The organism is Pseudomonas sp. Pseusp97 (assembly GCF_047304025.1).
GTDB lineage: Bacteria > Pseudomonadota > Gammaproteobacteria > Pseudomonadales > Pseudomonadaceae > Pseudomonas.
Genome location: NZ_JBGLYK010000016.1, coordinates 1 through 21,042, shown reverse-complemented (window position 1 = coordinate 21,042; position 21,042 = coordinate 1). Strand labels below are relative to the sequence as shown.

The following is a 21,042-nucleotide window of genomic DNA, read 5'->3' as shown; positions in this document are numbered from 1 at the left end:
TTTTGGCTGTCATTCGTACACGTCGGCATCGGTCAGACTGCTGCCGGCGTGGTCCTTTGCCGACAACTGTGGTTGGCCGTCGAACGGCCACTCGATACCGATCTTTGGGTCATTCCAGGCAATACAGCGCTCATATGCCGGGGCGTAGTAATCGGTGGTCTTGTAAAGGAACTCGACGGTCTCGGAGAGCACCACGAACCCATGAGCAAAGCCTTCCGGCACCCATAGCTGATGCTTGTTCTCGGCAGACAGGTGCGCACCGACCCATTGGCCGAAGGTCGGCGAGCCGCGGCGAATATCCACGGCCACATCGAACACTTCGCCCTGCACCACCCGTACCAGCTTCCCCTGGGGTTGCTGCACCTGATAATGCAGGCCGCGCAACACTCCCTTGACGGAACGCGATTGATTGTCCTGGACGAAAGTCACGGGGCGTCCGACCACCTCGTCGAAGACCTTCTGGTTGAAGCTCTCGTAGAAAAAGCCGCGCTGGTCGCCAAACACTCGGGGTTCGAACAACACCACATCCGGGATGGCCATCGGGATTGCCTTCATCCGTAGATCGTCTCCTGGAGCAAGCGCTTGAGGTACTGGCCATAGCCGTTCTTCAGCATCGCAGCGGCGAGCTCTTCCAGTTGCTCGGGCGTGATCCACTGCTGCCGGAAGGCCACTTCCTCAGGGCAGGCGACCTTCAGGCCCTGGCGGTGTTCGATAGTCGCAATGAAATGGCTCGCTTCCAGCAGCGAGTCATGGGTACCGGTATCCAGCCAGGCGTAACCGCGGCCCATGATCTCCACCGACAGGTCTTCCTGCTCCAGGTAGATCCGGTTGACGTCGGTGATTTCCAGCTCACCGCGCGCGGAGGGCTTGATGCTCTTGGCGATGTCCACGACCTGCTGATCGTAGAAGTACAAGCCGGTAACGGCGTAGTTGGACTTGGGCCGCAGCGGCTTTTCTTCCAGGCTGACGGCCTTGCCTTGGCCATCGAACTCGACCACGCCGTAGCGCTCGGGATCGTTCACGTGGTAGGCGAACACCGAGGCACCCTGCGCACGCGCAGATGCGCTGTCGAGCAGCTCGCTGAACTGGTGGCCATAGAAAATGTTGTCGCCCAGCACCAGCGCCGAGAGATCGTTACCGATGAACTGCTCGCCGATCAGGAACGCCTGGGCCAACCCGTCCGGCGAGGCCTGTACGGCATAGGAGATGTTCACACCCCAGCGGTGGCCGTCGCCCAGCAGCTGCTCGAAGCGCGGCGTGTCCTGCGGCGTCGAAATGATCAGGATGTCGCGGATACCAGCCAGCATGAGGGTGGTCAGCGGGTAGTAGATCATTGGCTTGTCGTACACCGGCAGCAACTGCTTGGAGATCGACAGGGTCGCCGGGTGCAGTCGGGTGCCTGACCCGCCGGCGAGGATGATTCCTTTACGTTTGCTCATCATTGCTTCTCGATAATTTCCGTCAGCATCCGTGCTACCCCGTGTTGCCAATGGGGGATATTCAGCAAGAAGGCTTTTTGCAGTTTTTCGGTATTCAGGCGGGAGTTCGCAGGACGCCTAGCTGGCAACGGATAGGCATCCGTGGTCAGCGCGTCGATGGTCCGGCCTGTCACTTTCAACTCGACACCTGCCGCTGCGGCCTCCTCGAGGACGAAGCGGGCGTACCCGCACCAGCTGGTTTCACCGCCAGCGGCCAGGTGGTAGAGCTCACACAGATCGGGGGCACGCAAAGCCGCGGTGATAGCGTGCGCGGTGACATCGGCAATTAGCTCGGCACCGGTGGGCGCGCCGAACTGGTCATCGACTACGCCGAGGGTGTCGCGCTCTCGCGCCAGGCGGAGCATGGTCTTGACGAAATTGTTGCCACGCGCGGCATAGACCCAACTGGTGCGGAAGATTAGGTGCCGGCAGGCGGAGGCCTGGATCGCCTGCTCGCCCACCTGCTTGCTCTGGCCATAGACGTTCAGCGGACCGACATCGTCGACTTCGCGCCAGGGCGTCTGGCTGTGGCCGGGGAACACATAGTCGGTCGAGTAGTGCACCAGCAGCGCACCACTGCGCGCGGCAGCCCCGGCCATTACGCTCAGCGCTTCGGCGTTGACCCGTCGGGCTTGCTCAGGCTCGGACTCAGCCTTGTCGACCGCGGTGTAGGCGGCAGCATTGACTATTACATCCGGCGCAAAGCGCTCCAGCGTCGCGGCCAGCCCATCGAGGTTCGACAGATCGCCACAATAGCTGGTGCTGCGCGAGTCCAGCGCCAACAGCTCACCCAGGGGAGCCAGGCTGCGCTGCAGCTCCCAGCCCACCTGGCCATTCTTACCCAGCAGGAGAATCTTCACGCGCTGCGTCCGGCGTAGTTCTTCTCCACCCATTCGCGGTAGTTGCCGGACTGTACGCTTTCGACCCAGCCCTGATTCGCCAGATACCACTCGACAGTCTTGCGGATGCCGGTCTCGAAGGTTTCGGCCGGTTTCCAGCCCAGCTCACGCTCAAGCTTGCGGGCGTCGATCGCATAACGACGGTCATGGCCGGGACGATCGGTGACATAGGTAATCTGCTCGCCATAACGCTTGCCGCTGGCTCGCGGACGCAGCTCATCGAGCAGAGCGCAGACGCGATTGACGATTTCCAGGTTGGGCTTCTCATTCCACCCGCCTACGTTGTAAACCTCACCCAGCCTGCCTGCCTCAAGCACTCGGCGAATGGCACTGCAATGGTCTTTCACGTACAGCCAGTCGCGAATCTGCTGGCCATCGCCGTATACCGGCAGCGCCTTGCCCGCCAGGGCATTGACGATCATCAGCGGAATGAGCTTTTCCGGAAAATGATAGGGGCCGTAGTTGTTCGAGCAATTGGTGGTGAGTACCGGCAGGCCATAAGTGTGATGGTAGGCGCGGACCAGATGGTCGCTCGCGGCCTTGCTGGCCGAGTACGGGCTGTTCGGTTCGTACTGGTGTTCTTCAGTGAAGGCCGGGGCTTCGCTGGACAACGATCCGTACACTTCATCGGTCGAAACATGCAGGAAACGGAACTTTTCCTTTTCACCGCCTTCCAAACCGTTCCAATAGGCACGCACCGCCTCGAGCAGGCGGAACGTCCCGACAATATTGGTCTGGATGAAATCTTCCGGGCCGTGGATGGAACGATCGACATGCGACTCAGCCGCGAAATTGACGACCGCCCGCGGACGATACTTGTCCAGCAATGCCTGCAGCAGCTCGCCGTCGGCAATGTCGCCGCGCACGAAGACGTGCCGTTCATCACCATCCAGGCTGGCAAGGTTTTCCAGGTTGCCGGCGTAGGTCAGCTTGTCCAGATTGATGACGGTTTCATCCGACTGGGCAACCCAGTCGAGCACGAAGTTGGCGCCGATGAAACCTGCGCCCCCAGTTACCAGAATTGTCATGTGATCAGATCTTTTTCAGTAGTGTCGCGCGAGAACCAGTCCAAGATTCCCCAGGAGCGTCTGCCGGTGCAGTCCAGCCCTGAGGATCCAGGCAACCCTGCCGGGCAGGCGTCGCTTGCATGCAGCCTTGAACAGCTTGAGAGTCTTGTAATGGTCAGCGCCCGGGCGATGACTGATCGATTCAAGGGCGTGAATGTTCTGGGCACGCCACTCGCAGAAGCGTCCCTGGAAGACCATGGCCAGGCGCCGGAAACGAGCGCGCCAGTCGGAGTTGCTGCCTATCACGTTCCCGCCGTGCTGGCGGTAGAACACGTGCGGCTGCGGATCGTAATGAACGATCCCTCCCGCCCCGGTGATCAGTTGGTAGCACCACCAATCATGGGAAGGCACCTTCAGCTCGGCACCGGCTTCGGTGATCAACACCCGCGCGGCTTGGTTGAACACCATGGTGTTGCCGCCCCCGATGCTCTGCACCAAGGCATTCTTGAAACGTGGCGGCAGCGAAAAATGCGGTGACAGCCCCAGGGGGGGCCCCGTTTCGCCAATGATCAGGGTGCGACCGCAGTAAACAGCCGGGACTTCGGAAGGAATGCTGCGGAGCCAGTCGATGGCAACCCGCAGCTTTTCGGCACTCCAGATATCGTCCTGATCGGACCAGGCGAAGTAATCAGCCTCGATATCGGCTCGGCACGTCAACGACAGGAAGTTACGGGCAAAGCCCGCCTGCGGCCCGTCAACCACCCTCAACCTGCGCTCACCCCACTGTTTAGAGTAAGCCTGCAGCACTGCGCGCGTGCCATCTTCCGAACCATCGTCGGAGACATGTAGCGACCAGTTGCGATAAACCTGCCGTTCGAATGAATCGAGTTGCTGGGCGAGGAACTGTTCGCCGTTGTAGGTGCACATGAGGATGGCGACAACGGGGGTGCCCGGGAGGCTGAGCTCTCGGGAAAACGCCTGATTACACGGTATGTCGACGCCAGGAGGCTGGAAAAGCACCGCCACTGAATCTTCGTCCCTGAATGATGCTCGCCGAGGCGAGGCGTCCCCTAAGAAAGTACCATCAAAAAGCCATTACAAAAAACGCGGGAAGGTTATCACGCCTTCAGAGATTTCTTAAGGATTCGTTAAGAAATCGTGAAAGCCGAAGGTCTATCCACTGACATTTACTGCGTAAACAATCCAGAAGATCCGTCTCGAAAAGTCTCGAAGATGTCAAAAATTACAGAAAAAACGTCGAAAATTTCGAATAATTCAGAGGTTTGCCTTTCGAGAGCCTCTCGTCAGGATTTTGCAAAACGACGCAAAACGGTCATATCTTGTGACATCTTTATCGAGGAGCGGCCGCTCTAAACTGCGCCAACGGAGGCATCGACATGCCCATTGGCCATTACCAGGCACCGCGCTCAGCGCCTCCGATGACGCTTCCAAGGGAAGGCCCTGGAAACGGAAATGGTATTCGCCACCTCACCGGTGCGACGGATACATTCCTCCCGTCGGTTTCTGCCATCCGATATCGAGGCACTTCGAAGGGACCTCCACTGGTCACCGAACATTCCTGGCTCGGAAAATGAGCATGCGCAGGGACACACAACCGTCAAGGTAGAGCCCCTGTCGGCAAACGCGTAAAAAGCCCGCGCAGCGGCAACTACCCGATGGACGCGACCGTTCCCTGCAGACTCAGGCGATATCCTCGGCGATGGGCCAAAGTCGCTCTCCCGCACCGGGCGTTTCCAACCACTGCTTCAACGAACGCGTCGGCAGGTCGAAATACTCCCGCGTGCGTGAGTAGCCATGCCCGCCCATGCGGCCGATGGCGTCAAGGCCAAGCTGATCGATGTAAAGCGTGGCCGGGTCGATCAGGTCGTCGCGCACGTGGGCCATCAGCACTTCGCCGAGGATGATCTCCCGCGACTGGCCGATGGACAGCGCCATCATCCGTCGGCACTCCAGAGCCACCGGCGCCTCCCCGATGCGTGGGCAGCCTACGCGGGTGCCGGGGATGGCGGTGAGGCCGGCGGCGACCAGTTCGTCGAAGCCCGGTTCGAAGGGCACGGCGCAGACGTTCATGGCCTCCACCAGCGCGTCGGAGACGATGTTCACAGTGAACTCCTGGTTGTGCCGGATATTCAGCGTGGTGTCCTTGGGGCTCAGGTCGCTGTAGTTCTCCACCCCCAGGGCGAGGATCGGCGGGTCGGCCGAAAGAGCGTTGAAGAAACTGAAGGGCGCAGCGTTGGCGTGTCCCTCGGCGTCGATGGTGGTGACCAGGGCGATGGGCCGCGGCACCACGCTGCCGATGAGGATCTTGTATTTCTCGCGGGCGGAGAGCTGCTGGAAGTCGAAGCTGAGCATGGCGTGATCCTTCACAAGGCAGTTGCTGCGTGCGCGTCGAGCAGCGGTGCGGCGGCGCTGTATGAGTCGGCAAAGGGAATCGCGGAGCGGAACAGCGTGCGCCATGGCGGGTTGCCGAAGGCGCGGTCAGCGTGGTGCTGCATCTGCTTCTGGAACAGCGCGTCGGCGCGGCGTTGCAGGTCGGCGTAATCGACGCCGATCACCTGGCCGTCCTGCATCACGCTGCGCCCGTCGATGAAACTGGTGATGCAATCGTCACCGCGGCCGGCGGTGAACAGGTTCTTCAACGGGTCGAAGAACGGGCCCTGGTGGAAGGCGTCAAGGCGGAACACCGTGATGTCCGCGCGGGCGCCGACGGCGAGGCGGCCCAGGTCGTCGCGGCCCAGCGCCCGGGCGCCGCCGAGGGTGGCGGCGTTGTACAGGTCAAGCATGCGCGTGTGTTCGGCATCGCCCTCCTTCACCCGCGCGATGTTCAGTCCTTGGCGCAGGTTGTCGAGCATGTCCGAGGGGAAGGTGTCGGTGCCCATGGCGAGGTTGATACCGCGAGCGCGATAGGCGCCGAACGAATCCAGCGCGTCGCCTTCACGGGCGAACACCACCGGGCAGTGCACCAGGCTCGCGCCGGTATCGGCGAGGCGCTGCAGCTCGTGCTCCCCGCTGTGCAGGATGCCGTGGGGTAGCACGCTGCGCGGATTGAGCAGGCCGTAGCGGTCGAGCCACTGCAGCGAGGACGTATCGCGCAGGCGGCGCACCAGCTCCACCTCGTAGCGCGACTGGCAGCAGTGCAGGCGCAGCGGCGCGTTCAGTTCGCGCTGCACGGCGGCGGTGCGCTCCAGCAGCGCAGGGGTGCAGGTTTCGATGCGGTCCGGCAGCAGCGCGCCGCGCACCAAGCCACCGTGGGCGCCGTCGAAGTCGCGGAAGAATCGCTCAGCCTCCTTCAGTCCGGCGAGGCCGGCGGCTTCGTCCCAGTGTTGCGCGGGGGTGCCATCGGCGCGAGCGTAGGTCATGCCGCTCATGTAGCAGGGGCCGAGGTAGGTGCGCAGTCCGAGCTCGCCGGAAAGCGCAGCGACCCCGGCGAATTCGTCGTAATGCTCGGCCCAGCGCCGGTAGTACATGGAAGTGATCGGCATGGCAGTGGTGATGCCGTTGCGGATCAGTTGGGTGAAGGCATAGCGGTACTTGAACAGCTCCTCGTCCGGGCTGTAGCACTCCGTTGGCCCTGCACGCAGGTAGTCCTCGGACCAGACGCGGCCCATGTTCCACTCGGCGCCGTTGTCCAGGGTGAGCACCGTGGAGTCAAGGTCGCCAAGGGCATCCAGATCGATGAAGCCGGGGCCGATCAGCGCGTGGCCGTAGTCGATCCACTGGCTGACTTCACCAGGAAAGCCACGGCCGACGAAGAGGATTTTCCCGTCCTCGAACACCACCTCGCCGTGGCGCCACAACACATGCTGCTGGCCGTCGAAGCCGACCACGAAGCTGGCTTTCAGGCCAATGCGTAGCGCACTCACAGGCGCGACTCGACGAGGCGGCCGTGCTCGGCGATCAGCTTGCCGGCCTTGAATACCTGGCGCTGCGCCGGGCGTGCAACCACGGCTTCACCGAGGGTCTCGGCCGGCAGCAGAAGGAAGTCCGCCGGCGCGCCGACTTCGATACGCGCCGGCTCGCGACCCAGCGCACGGGCGCCGTTGGCGGTGGCGGCGGCGAAGGCAGCAGCGAGGTCGTCGTCCTTGCACAGGTCGAAGCGGAAGGCGAGAAACATGGCGCGCTCGAGCATGTCGCCGTTGCCCATGGGCGACCAGGCATCGCGGATGCCGTCGCTGCCCAGGCACAGGTTTACGCCGGCTTCGCGCAGGGCGAGGAACGGCGGCATCGGTGTATCGGCGGGCGCAGAGCTCATCAGGGAAATACCCAGCTCGGAGAGTCGCTCGGCCAGCGGCTCGACCTGCTCCCAGGGCGCCATGCCCAGGCAGTAGGCATGGCTGATCATCACCTTGCCCTGCAAACCGTGGCGTTCGGTGTAATCGGCGATGCGGGCGATCTGCCAGAAGCCCAGTTCGCCCTTGTCGTGCAGGTGGATATCCACGCCACGGCCGAACTCCACGGCCAGGCCGAAGACGATATCGAGCTGGGCGATGGGGTCGTCGTCGATGCCGCAGGGGTCGAGGCCACCGACGTTTTCCACGCCCAGTGCCAGTGCCTCGCGCATCAGCTCGGCGGTGCCGGGGCGGCTGACCAGGCCGGTCTGCGGGAAGACCACGAACTCCATGTCGATCAGGTCGGCGTATCGCTCGCGCAGCGCCTGCATGGCGACCACATGGCGCAGACCCAGCTCGGGGTCGATGTCGACGTGGCAGCGGAAGGTCAGCGAGCCACGGGCGATGCACTGCTCGAGCAACGCGCCGGCGCGGGCGGCGATGGGCGCCTCGATCTCGCGCAGCACGCGGCGCTCGTTGGCGATGTAGTCCTTGAGCGTGGGACCGGCGCTGTTGGGGCGCCAGGGCTGGCCCCAGAGGGTCTTGTCCAGGTGGCAGTGGCTTTCCACCAGCGGCGGCAGCAGGAGCTGGCCGGCGCCGTCGATATCGCCGGCCTGCGGCGCAGTGTGGCTCACGAGCCGGCGCTCGGCGATGCGGCCGTCACGGATGAGGAAGTCTTCCGCTGCATGGCCCAGCGGACGGATGTTGCGCAGCCAGTAGCTGTCGGTCATGGGGACCTCGAACAAAAGAGTTGAATCGGTAACGACTTGTAGGAGCGGGCTTGCTCGCGAACAGTTTCCGGATTGGCACCGGCATTGTGCGGTTCGCGAGCAAGCTCGCTCCTACGAAAAGCAGAAGCGGTTTTTCAGCCCTTGAGCTTGGACCAGATGCGGTCCTGCAGCTCACGGGACTTGTTGCTGCATTCCTTTTCCAGGCGCAAACGCTGCGCGTATTCCTCGGGCATGTTGATGGCGTCCATCACCTTCCACTTGGCGTCCAGCAGGTGGTCGGTCTGGATACCGTTGGAATAGGCGATGGCGTTGGTCACCGCGGCAGCGTTCTCCGGCTTCATCATCCAGTTGATGAAGACCTTGGCGTTCTCCGGGTGCGGCGCGCTTTTCGGCACGGCGAAGTTGTCCTGGAAGGAGGCCACGCCCTCTTTCGGATAGACGTACTTGATGGTGTTTTTCTGCAACGTGGCGCGGGCGGTGGAACCGTTCCAGTTCTGCATCAGCACCACTTCGCCGGAGGCCATGCGGTCCACGGTGTTGTCCGAGCTGTACATCTTCAGGAAGGGCTTCTGCTTCTGCAGCAGGTCGAGGATCTTCTTCGCGTCCTGCGGGTTCTCGGTGCACTCGTCGACGTTCAGGTAATGCGCCGCGGCGTTGATCAGGCTGCTCGGGGTATCCAGCGCGGCGACCTGGCCCTGCAGCTCCGGACGCGGCTCGAAGAACTCCTTCCACGAGTCATCCAGCTTGCCGCCCGGCACCCGCGCGCTGTCGTAGGAGAACCCGGTGGTGCCCCACAGGTAGGGCGCCGAGTACTTGCGGCCGGGGTCGAAGCCCGGATCGCGGAAGGCCGGTTTGACGAACTGGAAGTTGGCCAGCCTGGGCGTGTCGATTTCCAGCAGCAGGTCCTGCTTGATGAGTGTCTGCATGATCGAGTGCGACGGCACGATCACATCGTAGGCAGCGCCGCCGGCCTGCAGCTTGGCCAGCAGGGTTTCGTTGCTGTCGTAGCCGTCCATGGTGACCTTGATGCCGGTCTCCTTCTCGAACTTCGCCAGCAGCTCCACCGGGTAGTAGTCGGTCCAGTTGTAGAAGAACAGCTGCTTGGGCTCCTCGGCCTGGGCGAGGCCCGCGGCCAGCAGAGTGAGGGACAAACCGGCAAGGCCGTGACGCAGGGCATTCAACTTCATGACGTTCTCCATATACGAAAAGCCCGAAACGAAAGATCCGAAAACGAAAGGTCGGCAGCCTTGATCAGGCGTCCGGTTTGCCGCGCTGGCCGAGCCAGTACGACAGCACCACGAGGACGATGGAAATCACCAGCATGAGGGTCGAGATGGCATTGATCTCGGGTGTCACCCCGGCCTTGATGGCCGAGAAGATGTAGACCGGCAGCGTCGTCGAGCCGGGGCCGGCGACGAAGAAGGTCATGATGAAGTCGTCCAGGCTGACCACGAACGCCAGCACCGCCCCGGACAGCACCGCCGGCCACAGCAGTGGCAGGGTCACCCGACGGAACACTTGGTAGGGACTCGCGTACAGGTCGCCGGCGGCTTCCAGCAGGCTCTTGTCGAGGTCATTCAGGCGCGCACGGATCGGCAGGTAGGCGAAGGGAATGCAGAAGCCGACGTGGGCGACGATCACCGTCATCAGGCCCAGCTTGATGCCCAGGGACATGAACAGCAGCAGCGTGGCCACCGCGATGACGATCTCCGGCAGGATCAGCGGCAGGTTGATCCCGCCTTCCACCAGCCGCCGACCGTAGAACGGCCGCGAAGTGGCGAGTGCCGCCGCCAGCGCGATAGCCGTGGACAGCACGGTGGCGAAGCCGGCGACCACCAGCGAGTTGAACGCTGCTGCCTGGATAGAGGGGTTGGCGACTATCTTGCCGTACCAGGCGAAGGAGAATTCCGTCCACACCGTGGCCGAGCGGTTGGCGTTGAAGCTGTAGCCGATCAGCACGAGGATCGGCAGGTACAGGTAGGCCAGGACCAGCAGGCTGGTTTCGCGGGTGCCGGGGAGTTTCTTCAGGTGCTGGGCGATCATGCGTTGGCTCCTCCCAGGTGGACGGCCTTGGCGGCGCGGCGGCTATACAGGGCGAACGCGATCAGTGCGAGGAGCATGATCGCCAGCAGCAGGAACGACAGCGAACCGCCCAGGGGCCAGTTGCGGGCGGTGCCGAACTGCTGCTGGATCAGGTTGCCGATCATCAGCGTCTTGCCGCCACCGAGGATCGCCGGGGTGATGAAGGCGCCCAGGCTGGGTACGAACACCAGCAGGGAGCCTGCGATCACGCCGGGCATGGACAGCGGCAGGATCACCCGTTGCAACGCCTTCCAGCGGTTCGCACCGAGGTCGTAGGCAGCCTCGACCAGGCGCCAGTCGAGCTTCTCCAGGGTCGAGTAGATCGGCAGGATCATGAACGGCAGGAAGCTGTAGACCAGGCCAACGCAGACCGCGAAGTCGTTGTACAGCAGGGTGATGCCGCCGGCCTGGGGGAACAGCGCGTTGACCGACTGGGCGATCCAGCCATGCTCGCGCAGGATGATCAGCCAGGCGTAGTTGCGGATCAGCAGATTGGTCCAGAACGGGATGGTGATCAGCAGCACCATCAGGTTGCGCGAGCGCTCGCTGAGGCTGGTCATCCACAGCGCCACCGGAAAGCCGAACAGGAAGCACAGCAGCGTGGTGCCGCCGGCCTGGAACAGCGAGCGCAGCAGCGCCTGCGCGTAGACCCAGTTGAGCTCCAGGTTGCCGTCGAAGTCTTCCTGGAAGAACAGCTGCACGTAGCTCTGGATCTGCCAGTCGGCGTGCCAGTCGACGCCGCCGTAGAGGTTGCGCGGCAGCAGGCTGATGTACCCCATGATCGCCAGCGGGATGGCGATCAGCCCGAGCAGCGTCAGCGCCACGGGGCTGAGCAGCAACAGGCGGCGAGTGGTGGGCGACTCGTTCATCTCAGGCCTCCATCAGCAGGCAGGCCTGGGGCGGCAGGTGCACGGCCACAGCCTCGCCGACGTCGCGGGCGCGGCCGCCCTCGTTGCTCTCGCGCAATGTGATCTGCGAGGCATCGGGCAGGCGGCAGCGGTACAACGTGGCGGTGCCGACGTACATCACCGTCTCGATCACCGCGCGCAGGTGGTGCGGCTGCGACGGGTCGACCAGCTTCGAGCGCTCCGGGCGGAAGGCCAGTTGCACGCTGGCGCTGCTCAGGCCCGCCGGCAGTTCGCAGGGGATTTCCGCCGCCATGGCGTTGGGGTGGAAGCCGCCCTGGCGCATCTGCCCGGGGAGGAAGTTGATGTCGCCGATGAACTGCGCGACGAAGCGATGCGTCGGGCGTTCGTAGATCTCGTTGGGCGTGCCGATCTGCATGATGTTGCCGTGGGACATCACGGCGATGCGGTCGGACAGGGTCAGTGCTTCTTCCTGGTCGTGGGTGACGAAGATGAAGGTGATGCCCGCCTCTTCCTGCACGCGCTTGAGCTCGACCTGCATCTCCTTGCGCAGCTTCAGGTCCAGCGCGGACAGCGGTTCGTCGAGCAGCAGAACCGAAGGCTTGGGCGCCAGCGCACGGGCCAGGGCCACGCGTTGCTGCTGGCCGCCGGACAGCTCGGCCGGCTTGCGCCGGGCCAGGTGTTCCATCTGCACCAGCGCGAGCATTTCCTTCACCCGCCCGGGAATTTCGCCGCGCGCCAGGCCCTGCATCTCCAGGCCGAAGGCGATGTTCTCGCTCACCGACATGTGCGGGAACAGCGCATAGCTCTGGAACACGGTGTTGATGCGGCGGCGGTAGGGAGGCAGGTCGTTGACCCGCTCGCCGCCGACGAGGATGTCGCCGGAGGTGACGTTCTCGAAGCCGGCGATGCTGCGCAGCAGCGTGGTCTTGCCGCAGCCGGACGGCCCCAGCAAGGTGAAGAACTCATTGTGGGCAATGTCGACCGACACCTCGTTGAGGGCGGGAGCGACGCTGGGATCATCGGTGTAGCGCTTGCTGACCCGACGCACCTCGACTGACGACGAGTGATTCATTTTGGTGCATTCCTCTTGTTTTTGTATGCAATATTTGAATGCAATCTAGAAATAGCTGATGTATTTTTCTTCTGCAACTGCTTTTGCACGGACGGTTTTGCGGCATCCTTCCCAGGGTCAAGCAAGAGGCGGAGTCGGTCATGACGGAGAAACACCCCGAGTCCACGGTGGAACGCGTCTACCAAGGGGTTTACGAGGCAATCAGCAAGCGCACCCTGCGCCCCGGCATGAAGCTGGGCGAGGCGGCATTGGCGGAATTGTTCAAGGTCAGCCGCACTTCGGTGCGCGCGGCGCTGAAACATCTGGAAGCGGACGGGCTGGTCTCCAGCGCGCTCAACAAGGGGGCATGGGTGTCGTTACCCAGCGACGAGGAGATCCGCTCGCTGTTCGAAACCAGGCGGCTGATCGAAATCGGCATCGTCAGCGAGCTGTGCCGCCGCGCGGACAGCGCGATCATCCAGGACCTGCGCGACCACGTGGCGCTGGAAGAGGCGACCCACGATCAGGATCACGCGCGGTTCGTCCACCTGCTGGGCGAGTTTCATCTGAAGCTGGCGGCGGCGCTGAACAACCCGGTGCTGCTGGATTTCTTCCGCAAGCTGATCGAGCGCGCCTCGCTCTACGCCACCACCCTGGACGACGACCAGCACGAAACCTGTCGCGGCAACGAGCACCAGCGGCTGATCGAGTACATCGAGTCGGGCAATCAGGCAGCGGCCATCGAGCTGACCTGCATGCACCTCAATGCGATCGAGCAGGCGATCATCAAGGCGGCCGGGAACCTGAAGGCGGATTACCACCCGCTCAAGCACCTGATCGGCGGCTGAATCCAACTGTAGGAGCGAGCTTGCTCGCGAACCGAGGCGCCAACTGATACGAATTCCATTCCCACGCCGGACAGCCCCCTCTCCCTTCAGGAAGAGGGTTGGGGAGAGGGGTAAGGAGCTTGGCTGAACGCCACTGTTCGCCTTGGCAGCGTATCCCCCTCCCTAGCCCTCCCCCTGAAGGGAGAGGGGACCGGTCGGTGCGTGATTGCACTATGGCGTTAGCCGCGAGCAACTGTTCGCGAGCAAGCTCGCTCCTACAAAGAGCGGCAGAGAAAAACGCCCGGCACAGGCCGGGCGTTTTCATTCAGGCAGTCGGGCCGCCAGTGATGCGGTCGAAACCCCGGCGAATCTCTTCTTCGGGCAGGTTGTCACCGATGAAGACGATCACGCTCTCGCGCTGTTCGTTGCCCTTCCAAGGCGTGTCCCAGTCGAAGCCATACAGCCGCAACACGCCCTGGAACACCAGCCGGCGCTCCTCGCCGGCGATGTTCAGCACGCCTTTGTAGCGCAGCAGCGAGTTGCCGTGCCATTGCAGCAGGTCGTCCATGAATTCGCTGAGGCGTTCGATATCCAGCGGGTTGTCGCTGCGCAGCACCAGAGTGGTGATGCGGTCCGTGGTGTCCGCCGCCGGTCGCACCGGGCGCAGCAACGGACGCAGGCCGACATCGGCGTTGAGGTTGAAACCGCGCACGTCGAGCAGGCGTTCCAGCTCGATGGCGCCGTGTTTCACGGCGTGGATCTCGGCGCGGCGGTTGATGCGCTGCAAGCGCTCGACCAGTGCGTCGTACTGTTCCTGCGAAACCAGGTCGGCCTTGCTGACCAGGATGCGGTCGCCGAAGCCGACCTGGGCCTGGGCGATCGCCTCCTGCAGATGGCGGTCGGCGTTGGCGGCGTCCACCAGGGTGATGATGCCGTCGAGCAGGTAGCGCTCGCGCAGGGTCTCGTCGACGAAGAAGGTCTGCGCCACCGGGGCCGGGTCGGCCAGGCCGGTGCACTCGATCACCACGCGGTCGAACTCCAGTTCGCCGTTGTCGCGGCGCTCCAGCAGGACGTAGAGCGCGCGCTCCAGGTCGCTGTTGATGGTGCAGCAGACGCAGCCGTTGGACAGCGTCGTCACCTGAACCGCTTCGTCACCGAGCAGTTGAGCGTCGATCGGCGTCTCGCTGAATTCGTTCTCGATCACGGCGATCTTCAGGCCGTGCTCGGCCTTGAGGATGTGCTTGAGCAGGGTGGTCTTGCCGGCCCCGAGGAAGCCGGTGAGGACGGTCACCGGAATCTGCGGCGCGCTTGCGGAATCGGTCATGGAAACATCCAGGCAAATCAGAAAGGAAACGGGCAGAAAGGAAAACGGGCCGCGATCGCTCGCGGCCCGTCCGTTATACACCCATCCGCGTGGTCAACAGCAGCGGATCGGCCTCCCCTTGCCGCCACCGTAGCGCGCCTCCTGGCGCTCGCGGAAGAACTCCTCGTAGGTCATCGGAGTCTTGTCCGGGTGCTTGTTCTGCATGTGCTGAACGTAGGTGTCGTAATCGGGCATGCCGACCAGCATGCGTGCGGCCTGCCCGAGATACTTACCCATGCGGCTGAGGTCGTTGAACATGATGCTCCTCCGTCAGGCGTCCGGGATCGGCTGGAACGGAGCTTCCTTGTCGGTGCGCTCCTTCTTGGTCCAGGCGCTGGCGCCGACCCTGATCGCGTACACCAGCACGCTGAACACCACCAGCAGGAACAGCACGGTGAGGCCGGCGTTGATGTAGGCGTTCATCATCACGTGCTGCATCTGCCCGATGTCCTTGGCCGGGGCGATGATCTGCCCGGCGTCGAGACCTGCGGAGTACTTCTTGCCCAGGGCGATGAAGCCTACGGCCGGGTTGCTGTCGAACAGCTTGATCAGGCCGGCGGTGGTGGTGCAGATCAGCAGCCAGGCGGCCGGCAGGGCGGTCACCCAGACGTACTGCTGGCGCTTCATCTTGATCAGCACGACGGTGGCGAGCATCAGCGCGATACCGGCGAGCATCTGGTTGGAGATGCCGAACAGCGGCCAAAGCGTGTTGATGCCGCCCAGCGGGTCGACCACGCCCTGGTACAGCAGCCAGCCCCACAGCGCGACGCAACCGCCGGTGCCGATGATGTTGGCAGTCCAGGATTCGGTCTTCTTCAGCGCTGGGACGAAGTTACCCAGCAGGTCCTGCAGCATGAAGCGCCCGGCACGGGTGCCGGCGTCCACCGCGGTGAGGATGAACAGCGCCTCGAAGAGGATCGCGAAGTGGTACCAGAAGGCCATGGTGTTCTCACCCGGCAGCACCTGGTGGAGGATGTGCGCGATGCCCACCGCGAGGGTCGGCGCACCACCGGCACGGGCCAGGATGGTGGTCTCGCCGATGTCCTTGGCAGTCTGGGTCAGCACATCCGGAGTGATGGCGAAGCCCCAGCTGCTGACGGTCGCGGCCACCGCGTTGACGTCGGCGCCGACCACGGCCGGCGGGCTGTTCATGGCGAAGTAGATGCCCGGTTCGATGACCGAGGCAGCGACCATCGCCATGATGGCTACGAAGGACTCCATCAGCATGCCGCCGTAGCCGATGTAGCGGGCGTCGGGCTCGCGGTTGAGCAGCTTGGGCGTGGTGCCCGAGGAGATCAGCGCGTGGAAGCCGGACACCGCGCCACAGGCGATGGTGATGAACAGGAACGGGAACAGGCCGCCCTTCCACACCGGGCCGGTGCCGTCGGTGAACTGGGTCAGGGCCGGCATCTTCAGCTCCGGCGAGACGATCACGATGCCGATGGCCAGGGCGATGATGGTGCCGATCTTGAGGAAGGTCGACAGGTAGTCACGCGGGGCCAGCAGCAGCCACACCGGCAGCACCGAGGCGACGGCGCCGTAGCCGATCAGCATCCAGACGATCTGCACACCGTGGAAGGTGAATACCGGAGCCCATTCGGGACTGGCGGCGATCTGCCCGCCGAGCCAGATGGAGCCCAGCAGCAGCAGGATGCCGACCACGGATATCTCGCCGATGCGGCCCGGGCGGATGTAGCGCATGTACACGCCCATGAACAGCGCAATCGGGATGGTCGCCAGCACGGTGAACATGCCCCACGGGCTTTCGGCCAGGGCCTTCACCACGATCAGCGCGAGAACCGCGAGGATGATGATCATGATCAGGAACGCGCCGAACAGAGCGATGGTCCCCGCCACCTGCCCCATTTCCTCGCGCACCAGTTCACCCAGGGAACGCCCGTTGCGGCGGCTGGAGATGAACAGAACCATGAAATCCTGTACGGCACCGGCCAGCACCACACCGGCGATCAGCCAGAGCGTGCCGGGCAGGTAGCCCATCTGCGCGGCCAGTACCGGGCCGACCAGCGGGCCGGCGCCGGCGATGGCGGCGAAGTGGTGACCGAAGAGGATGTGCTTGTTGGTCGGGACGTAGTCCAGGCCGTCGTTGTTGAGGACCGCGGGGGTCGCTCGGTTGGGGTCCAGTTGCATCACCCTGGTGGCGATGAACAGGCTGTAGTAGCGGTAGGCGACCAGGTAGATGGCTACCGCCGCGACGACGATCCACAGTGCGTTGATGGCTTCGCCGCGACGTAGTGCCACGACTCCCAAGGCAAATGCACCGACTATCGCCACTGCCAGCCAGGCGAGGTGACGTAGCAGGCTGTTGTTATTGTTCATAGCGAGGCTTCCGACAGTTTGAAGGCGAGAATTCGCAGAAAAATTCTAGTCTTTTCCGGCGACCCATTCATACGACCTTAGTCTAGAGGGGTTACGCGTTTATTGCCGGAGGTCAAAGGCGCTAAACCGCAGGGTCAGAAAATGAAAAGGCCCGCCTGGGGCGGGCCTTTGCGGCGTTGCAGTCGATCAGGCCGGCTGTTTGGCGTACTGCGCCAGCACCTGGTCGCGGCTCATCACCGCCAGGGTGTTGTTCAGCACCTGCTCGCCGGTGGCGTTCTGCGAAGTGAAGATCTCACCGAAGTGCTGCTGGGTGACCTGGGCGAAGTGCGCGCGGTCCTGGGTCGGAATACCGAGCAGGACGGCATAGGCGTCCAGTGCCTCGCCATGACCCTGGGCCATGTTCTCGGCGATGTTGTCGAGCATGCCGTTCATGGCGAAGATCGAACGGCCGCCATAGGAAATGCGCTGGCTGGCGTCGCAACCGTTGGTACCGGAGGTCAGGCCGAAGGTGGCGTTGCCCGAGGTGCCGTTGGTGGTGGTGGCCAGCAGGTGCGGGAACAGGCCGCGCTGACCGTCGAAGACCATGTTGCCCCAGCCGCACCCCTTGCCGCTCTGGCCGGCTTCATCTGCGTGCGCTGCCAGGCTGGCAACGCTGATAACCCCAAAAATCAGACCCTTGATGAGTTTCTTGTCCATGCTCTGCACTCCGCAGTTGTAGTGGTTAAACGCACATGGAGCTTTGGCGAGGGTCCGCAAGCTGTCAAACCCGCGCGGGCTGCGTCTGTCGGACGAAACGTCAGCAATCGGTGTACGACGCGTCAGCAATGCCTTGCGTCTATAGTGAGGCGAAGCAGAAACGGCCGGAGAGCCACGACATGACTGACGATCACGACGAGCGCCGGCGCTTCCGGCGCATCGCCTTCGACGCCGGCACGGAGATCAGCCAGGGCGACCAGCGCTGGAAGGTGACGCTGCTCGACCTGTCCCTGCAGGGGCTGCTGGTGCAGCGGCCGGAACACTGGAACATCGTTGCCCAGGAGCCGGTGCAGGTACGTATCTACCTGGGCTTCGACGTCAACGTCTATATGGAGGCGGACCTCGCCTGGGAGCGCGAAGGCCTGCTGGGCTTCAACTGCCGGCACATCGACCTGGACTCCATCAGCCACCTGCGGCGCCTGGTGGAGCTGAACCTGGGCGACGAATCCCTGCTGGAGCGGGAGCTGACGCTGCTCAGCGAGCACTGAGCTGTTCCTGTAGGAGCGGGGGACGTCATCGTTATTGCTCGCGAACCGCCTGACGCTGGAGCAGCCGGAAAATGTTCGCGAGCAAGCTCGCTCCTACGAAAAGCAGCTACTCGAACAACGCATCCAGCGCCTGCTCCAGGCGCGTCACGGCGATCACCTGCAGACCGGGCGGCGACTCCTTCGGCGCATTGCCCTTGGGCACGATGGCGCGCTTGAAACCGTGCTTGGCCGCTTCCTTCAGGCGCTCCTGGCCACTGGGTACCGGACGCACCTCGCCGGACAAGCCGACCTCGCCGAACACCAGCAGTTGGTGGTCCAGCGGGCGGTTGCGCAGGCTGGACATCACCGCCGCCATCAGTGCCAGGTCCGACGCCGTTTCCAGAACCTTCACACCGCCAACCACGTTGAGGAACACGTCCTGGTCGTAGGTCGGGATGCCGCCGTGGCGGTGCAGGACCGCCAGCAGCATGGCCAGGCGGTTCTGGTCCAGCCCCAGGGTCACCCGGCGCGGGTTGGCCAGGTGGCTGGTGTCCACCAGCGCCTGTACCTCTACCAGCATCGGTCGCGAACCTTCCCACGTGGCCATCACTACGCTGCCCGGCACCGATTCCTGGGCGCGGGTGAGGAAGATCGCCGAGGGGTTGGAAACTTCCTTCAGACCGCGATCCGTCATGGCGAACACGCCCAGCTCGTTCACCGCGCCGAAGCGGTTCTTCACCGCCCGCAGCAGGCGCAGGCGGCCGTCGGATTCGCCCTCGAAATACAGCACCGTGTCGACCATGTGCTCCAGCACGCGCGGGCCGGCCAGGGAGCCTTCCTTGGTGACGTGACCGACCAGGAAGATCGCCGTGCCGCTCTGCTTGGCGAAACGCACCAGCAACGCCGCGCTCTCGCGTACCTGGGCGACGCCGCCGGGCGCGGATTGCAGCTGTTCGGTGAAAATGGTCTGGATCGAGTCGATCACCATTACCTTGGGCTTTTCCTGGCGCGCCGTGGCGATGATGGTCTCGATGCAGGTCTCGGTCATGACCTTGAGCTTGTCTTCGGGCAGGCCCAGGCGGCGGGCGCGCATGGCGACCTGCTGCTGGGATTCCTCGCCCGTGACGTAGAGCGCCGGCAGGCGCGTGGCGATGTTGCAGAGGGTCTGCAGGAGAATGGTGGACTTGCCGATACCGGGGTCGCCGCCGATCAGCACCACCGAGCCGTCGACCAGGCCGCCGCCCAGGGCGCGGTCGAGCTCCGCCGAGGCGGTGGAGAAGCGCGGCATTTCCTCGACGCTGACTTCGGCGAGGGTCTTGATGTTGGCCTGCTGGCCGGCCCAGCCGCCACGGCCGGAAGCACTGCCGCCCGAGCCGCCGGTGGGCGTGGTATCGACGACGGTCTCGACCAGGGTGTTCCAGGCACCGCAATCAGGACACTGGCCGGCCCATTTCGGGTAGGTGGCGCCGCACTCGGTGCAGCCGTACATGCGCTTGGCCTTGGCCATGGGGGACTTCCGTCGAATGCAAAGTCCCCATCATAAGCCAATCGGGTGGAGCGGTTCAGCTCGCCAGGCGGCGGTACTGGCTCTCCATATCGTGCTTGAGGCTTTCACGGCGCATCAGCAACGAGGCCAGGGTGCAGTCGGGGCGTTCGATGCCCTCCTCCACGCGACCGATGCGCTGGTCCAGCAGCTCGTATTGCAGCTTCAGGCGAACCAGCCGCTCCTGCGCGCGCAGGGCTTCGACGTTGCGTTTGGGGAGCTTGGTGACGGTATTGCCAGAGGACGAAATGGCTTTACGCATGGCGGTGGCACCGGTTGGAAAGAGATGACAGGAGCCTACGCCTCGCTCCGACACGCACCCTTGACTCCGATCAAGCTCAGCCGGATCGCTTGAGCAGGTCGGCGATCTCGTCCTTCAGCGTCACGCGTTGCAGCTTGAGGGAATTCAGAGCGAGGTCGTCCATCGCCTCGCGGCCGTCCTCGATATCGTAGATTTTCCTGTCCAGCTCTTCGTAGCTGGCGGCCAGTCGGGTGAAAGTCGTGTCCTTGCCGTGCAGACGCGTCATCAGGGCCTTCTGGTCAGGGAATTCGCGGGATAGCGGATGATGCTCGAGCGGCATGGCGGGCCTCCTTGGTTGCGGGTGAACATTCCCTTGAGCCTAGACCAGGCCGCGGAAGCTTCCCAGTCCGGCGGTCACACAGAACATCGGTATGAATTTTCGGAATGAACGCGGCTCTATTGACCGCTAAACTGCGCCTGTCCCCCTCTATTGCGTAACAAGGAGTCTGTGCATGAGTCTGCTTAGCGAATTCAAGGCCTTCGCCGTCAAAGGCAACGTGGTCGACATGGCCGTCGGTATCATCATCGGTGCCGCGTTCGGCAAGATCGTCTCGTCCTTCGTCGGCGACGTGATCATGCCGCCCATCGGCCTGCTGATCGGCGGCGTGGACTTTTCGGACCTCGCCATCACGCTCAAGGCCGCCGAAGGCGATGTGCCAGCCGTGGTCCTGGCCTACGGCAAGTTCATTCAGACCTGCCTGGATTTCATCATCGTCGCCTTCGCCATCTTCATGGGCGTGAAAGCGATCAACCGCCTCAAGCGCGAGGAAGCGGCCGAGCCCAGCGCACCGCCGGTTCCTACGCCCGAGGAAACCCTGCTGACCGAGATCCGCGACCTGCTCAAGCAGCAGAACAACCGCGCTCCCTGAGCAGATCGCTGATCGGGCCGGGCGCCGCCCGGCGCGGCCCCCCCCCCGCCCCGCCGACCCCCCCCCCCCCCCGCCCCGCCCCGGCCCGGGGGCAGACGACGCCCCGCCCCCCC

The 21,042-nt window shown here is 63.7% G+C and carries 22 protein-coding genes; 3 read left to right on the top strand and 19 right to left on the bottom strand.

Going from position 1 to position 21,042, the window contains the following annotated elements; genetic code table 11:
* Positions 1–9: 9 nt before the first annotated feature.
* The 12 genes from rfbC to ACCC94_RS05390 all read right to left on the bottom strand — a co-directional run bounded on the left by rfbC (position 10) and on the right by ACCC94_RS05390 (position 12,487).
* Complete coding sequence (rfbC, locus tag ACCC94_RS05445) at positions 10–555, bottom strand: dTDP-4-dehydrorhamnose 3,5-epimerase (RefSeq protein WP_413348368.1); 546 nt, start codon at positions 553–555, stop codon at positions 10–12.
* Positions 552–1,439: a glucose-1-phosphate thymidylyltransferase RfbA gene (gene rfbA, locus ACCC94_RS05440; RefSeq protein WP_413348367.1), complete on the bottom strand. Its 888-nt coding sequence runs from the start codon at positions 1,437–1,439 to the stop codon at positions 552–554. Before rfbA ends, rfbC begins: the two co-directional genes overlap by 4 nt.
* On the bottom strand, positions 1,439–2,338 hold the full coding sequence (rfbD, locus tag ACCC94_RS05435; protein WP_413348366.1) for a dTDP-4-dehydrorhamnose reductase: 900 nt from the start codon (positions 2,336–2,338) through the stop codon (positions 1,439–1,441). The genes rfbA and rfbD overlap by 1 nt, the downstream gene beginning before the upstream one ends.
* Positions 2,335–3,405, bottom strand: a complete 1,071-nt coding sequence (gene rfbB / locus ACCC94_RS05430) for a dTDP-glucose 4,6-dehydratase (protein ID WP_413348365.1) — start codon at positions 3,403–3,405, stop codon at positions 2,335–2,337. The genes rfbD and rfbB overlap by 4 nt, the downstream gene beginning before the upstream one ends.
* Before the next feature lie 15 nt (positions 3,406–3,420).
* Entirely contained in the window at positions 3,421–4,311 is an 891-nt protein-coding gene (locus tag ACCC94_RS05425; RefSeq protein WP_413348364.1) for a glycosyltransferase family 2 protein, read from the bottom strand.
* A 774-nt stretch (positions 4,312–5,085) separates the two neighbouring features.
* Entirely contained in the window at positions 5,086–5,757 is a 672-nt protein-coding gene (locus tag ACCC94_RS05420; RefSeq protein WP_413348363.1) for a flavin reductase family protein, read from the bottom strand.
* Positions 5,758–5,768: 11 nt separating this feature from the next.
* Positions 5,769–7,268, bottom strand: coding sequence for an amidohydrolase family protein (locus ACCC94_RS05415; protein WP_413348362.1), 1,500 nt, complete (start codon positions 7,266–7,268; stop codon positions 5,769–5,771).
* Positions 7,265–8,464, bottom strand: a complete 1,200-nt coding sequence (locus ACCC94_RS05410; RefSeq protein ID WP_413348361.1) for an amidohydrolase family protein — start codon at positions 8,462–8,464, stop codon at positions 7,265–7,267. The genes ACCC94_RS05415 and ACCC94_RS05410 overlap by 4 nt, the downstream gene beginning before the upstream one ends.
* Before the next feature lie 134 nt (positions 8,465–8,598).
* A complete protein-coding gene (locus ACCC94_RS05405) occupies positions 8,599–9,651 on the bottom strand; it encodes an extracellular solute-binding protein (protein ID WP_413348360.1) in 1,053 nt (350 codons plus the stop codon).
* Between the two features lie 64 nt (positions 9,652–9,715).
* On the bottom strand, positions 9,716–10,507 hold the full coding sequence (locus ACCC94_RS05400; protein ID WP_138214195.1) for an ABC transporter permease: 792 nt from the start codon (positions 10,505–10,507) through the stop codon (positions 9,716–9,718).
* Positions 10,504–11,415, bottom strand: a complete 912-nt coding sequence (locus ACCC94_RS05395; protein WP_138214194.1) for an ABC transporter permease — start codon at positions 11,413–11,415, stop codon at positions 10,504–10,506. Before ACCC94_RS05395 ends, ACCC94_RS05400 begins: the two co-directional genes overlap by 4 nt.
* Before the next feature lies 1 nt (position 11,416).
* The gene (locus ACCC94_RS05390) at positions 11,417–12,487 is read right to left on the bottom strand and encodes an ABC transporter ATP-binding protein (RefSeq protein ID WP_413348359.1); all 1,071 of its coding nucleotides are present in this window, start codon (positions 12,485–12,487) and stop codon (positions 11,417–11,419) included.
* Positions 12,488–12,627: 140 nt separating this feature from the next.
* Between ACCC94_RS05390 and ACCC94_RS05385 the strand changes: the two genes are divergently transcribed.
* Entirely contained in the window at positions 12,628–13,314 is a 687-nt protein-coding gene (locus ACCC94_RS05385; RefSeq protein ID WP_017516842.1) for a GntR family transcriptional regulator, read from the top strand.
* Between the two features lie 304 nt (positions 13,315–13,618).
* On the opposite strand, the gene yjiA is transcribed toward ACCC94_RS05385, so the two are convergent.
* The 4 genes from yjiA to ACCC94_RS05365 form a co-directional block, all read right to left on the bottom strand.
* Positions 13,619–14,617 carry a GTPase gene (gene yjiA / locus ACCC94_RS05380; protein ID WP_413348358.1) on the bottom strand — a complete coding sequence of 333 codons (999 nt, stop codon included), beginning with the start codon at positions 14,615–14,617 and terminating at the stop codon, positions 13,619–13,621.
* Positions 14,618–14,710: 93 nt separating this feature from the next.
* Positions 14,711–14,914 carry a YbdD/YjiX family protein gene (locus ACCC94_RS05375; protein WP_015478970.1) on the bottom strand — a complete coding sequence of 68 codons (204 nt, stop codon included), beginning with the start codon at positions 14,912–14,914 and terminating at the stop codon, positions 14,711–14,713.
* 12 nt (positions 14,915–14,926) lie between these two features.
* Positions 14,927–16,993: a carbon starvation CstA family protein gene (locus ACCC94_RS05370; RefSeq protein WP_413348357.1), complete on the bottom strand. Its 2,067-nt coding sequence runs from the start codon at positions 16,991–16,993 to the stop codon at positions 14,927–14,929.
* Between the two features lie 186 nt (positions 16,994–17,179).
* On the bottom strand, positions 17,180–17,689 hold the full coding sequence (locus tag ACCC94_RS05365) for a DUF3015 domain-containing protein (protein ID WP_017520676.1): 510 nt from the start codon (positions 17,687–17,689) through the stop codon (positions 17,180–17,182).
* Between the two features lie 179 nt (positions 17,690–17,868).
* Here ACCC94_RS05365 and ACCC94_RS05360 point away from each other — a divergent pair, with 179 nt between their 5' ends.
* On the top strand, positions 17,869–18,237 hold the full coding sequence (locus ACCC94_RS05360) for a PilZ domain-containing protein (RefSeq protein ID WP_413348356.1): 369 nt from the start codon (positions 17,869–17,871) through the stop codon (positions 18,235–18,237).
* A 106-nt stretch (positions 18,238–18,343) separates the two neighbouring features.
* On the opposite strand, the gene radA is transcribed toward ACCC94_RS05360, so the two are convergent.
* The 3 genes from radA to ACCC94_RS05345 all read right to left on the bottom strand — a co-directional run bounded on the left by radA (position 18,344) and on the right by ACCC94_RS05345 (position 20,340).
* Entirely contained in the window at positions 18,344–19,723 is a 1,380-nt protein-coding gene (gene radA / locus ACCC94_RS05355; protein WP_413348355.1) for a DNA repair protein RadA, read from the bottom strand.
* Positions 19,724–19,778: 55 nt separating this feature from the next.
* Complete coding sequence (locus ACCC94_RS05350) at positions 19,779–20,021, bottom strand: hypothetical protein (RefSeq protein ID WP_413348354.1); 243 nt, start codon at positions 20,019–20,021, stop codon at positions 19,779–19,781.
* Positions 20,022–20,097: 76 nt separating this feature from the next.
* Positions 20,098–20,340, bottom strand: coding sequence for a YdcH family protein (locus ACCC94_RS05345; RefSeq protein WP_413348353.1), 243 nt, complete (start codon positions 20,338–20,340; stop codon positions 20,098–20,100).
* A gap of 172 nt (positions 20,341–20,512) precedes the next feature.
* Here ACCC94_RS05345 and mscL point away from each other — a divergent pair, with 172 nt between their 5' ends.
* Positions 20,513–20,929, top strand: a complete 417-nt coding sequence (mscL, locus tag ACCC94_RS05340; protein ID WP_413348352.1) for a large-conductance mechanosensitive channel protein MscL — start codon at positions 20,513–20,515, stop codon at positions 20,927–20,929.
* Positions 20,930–21,042: the final 113 nt, after the last annotated feature.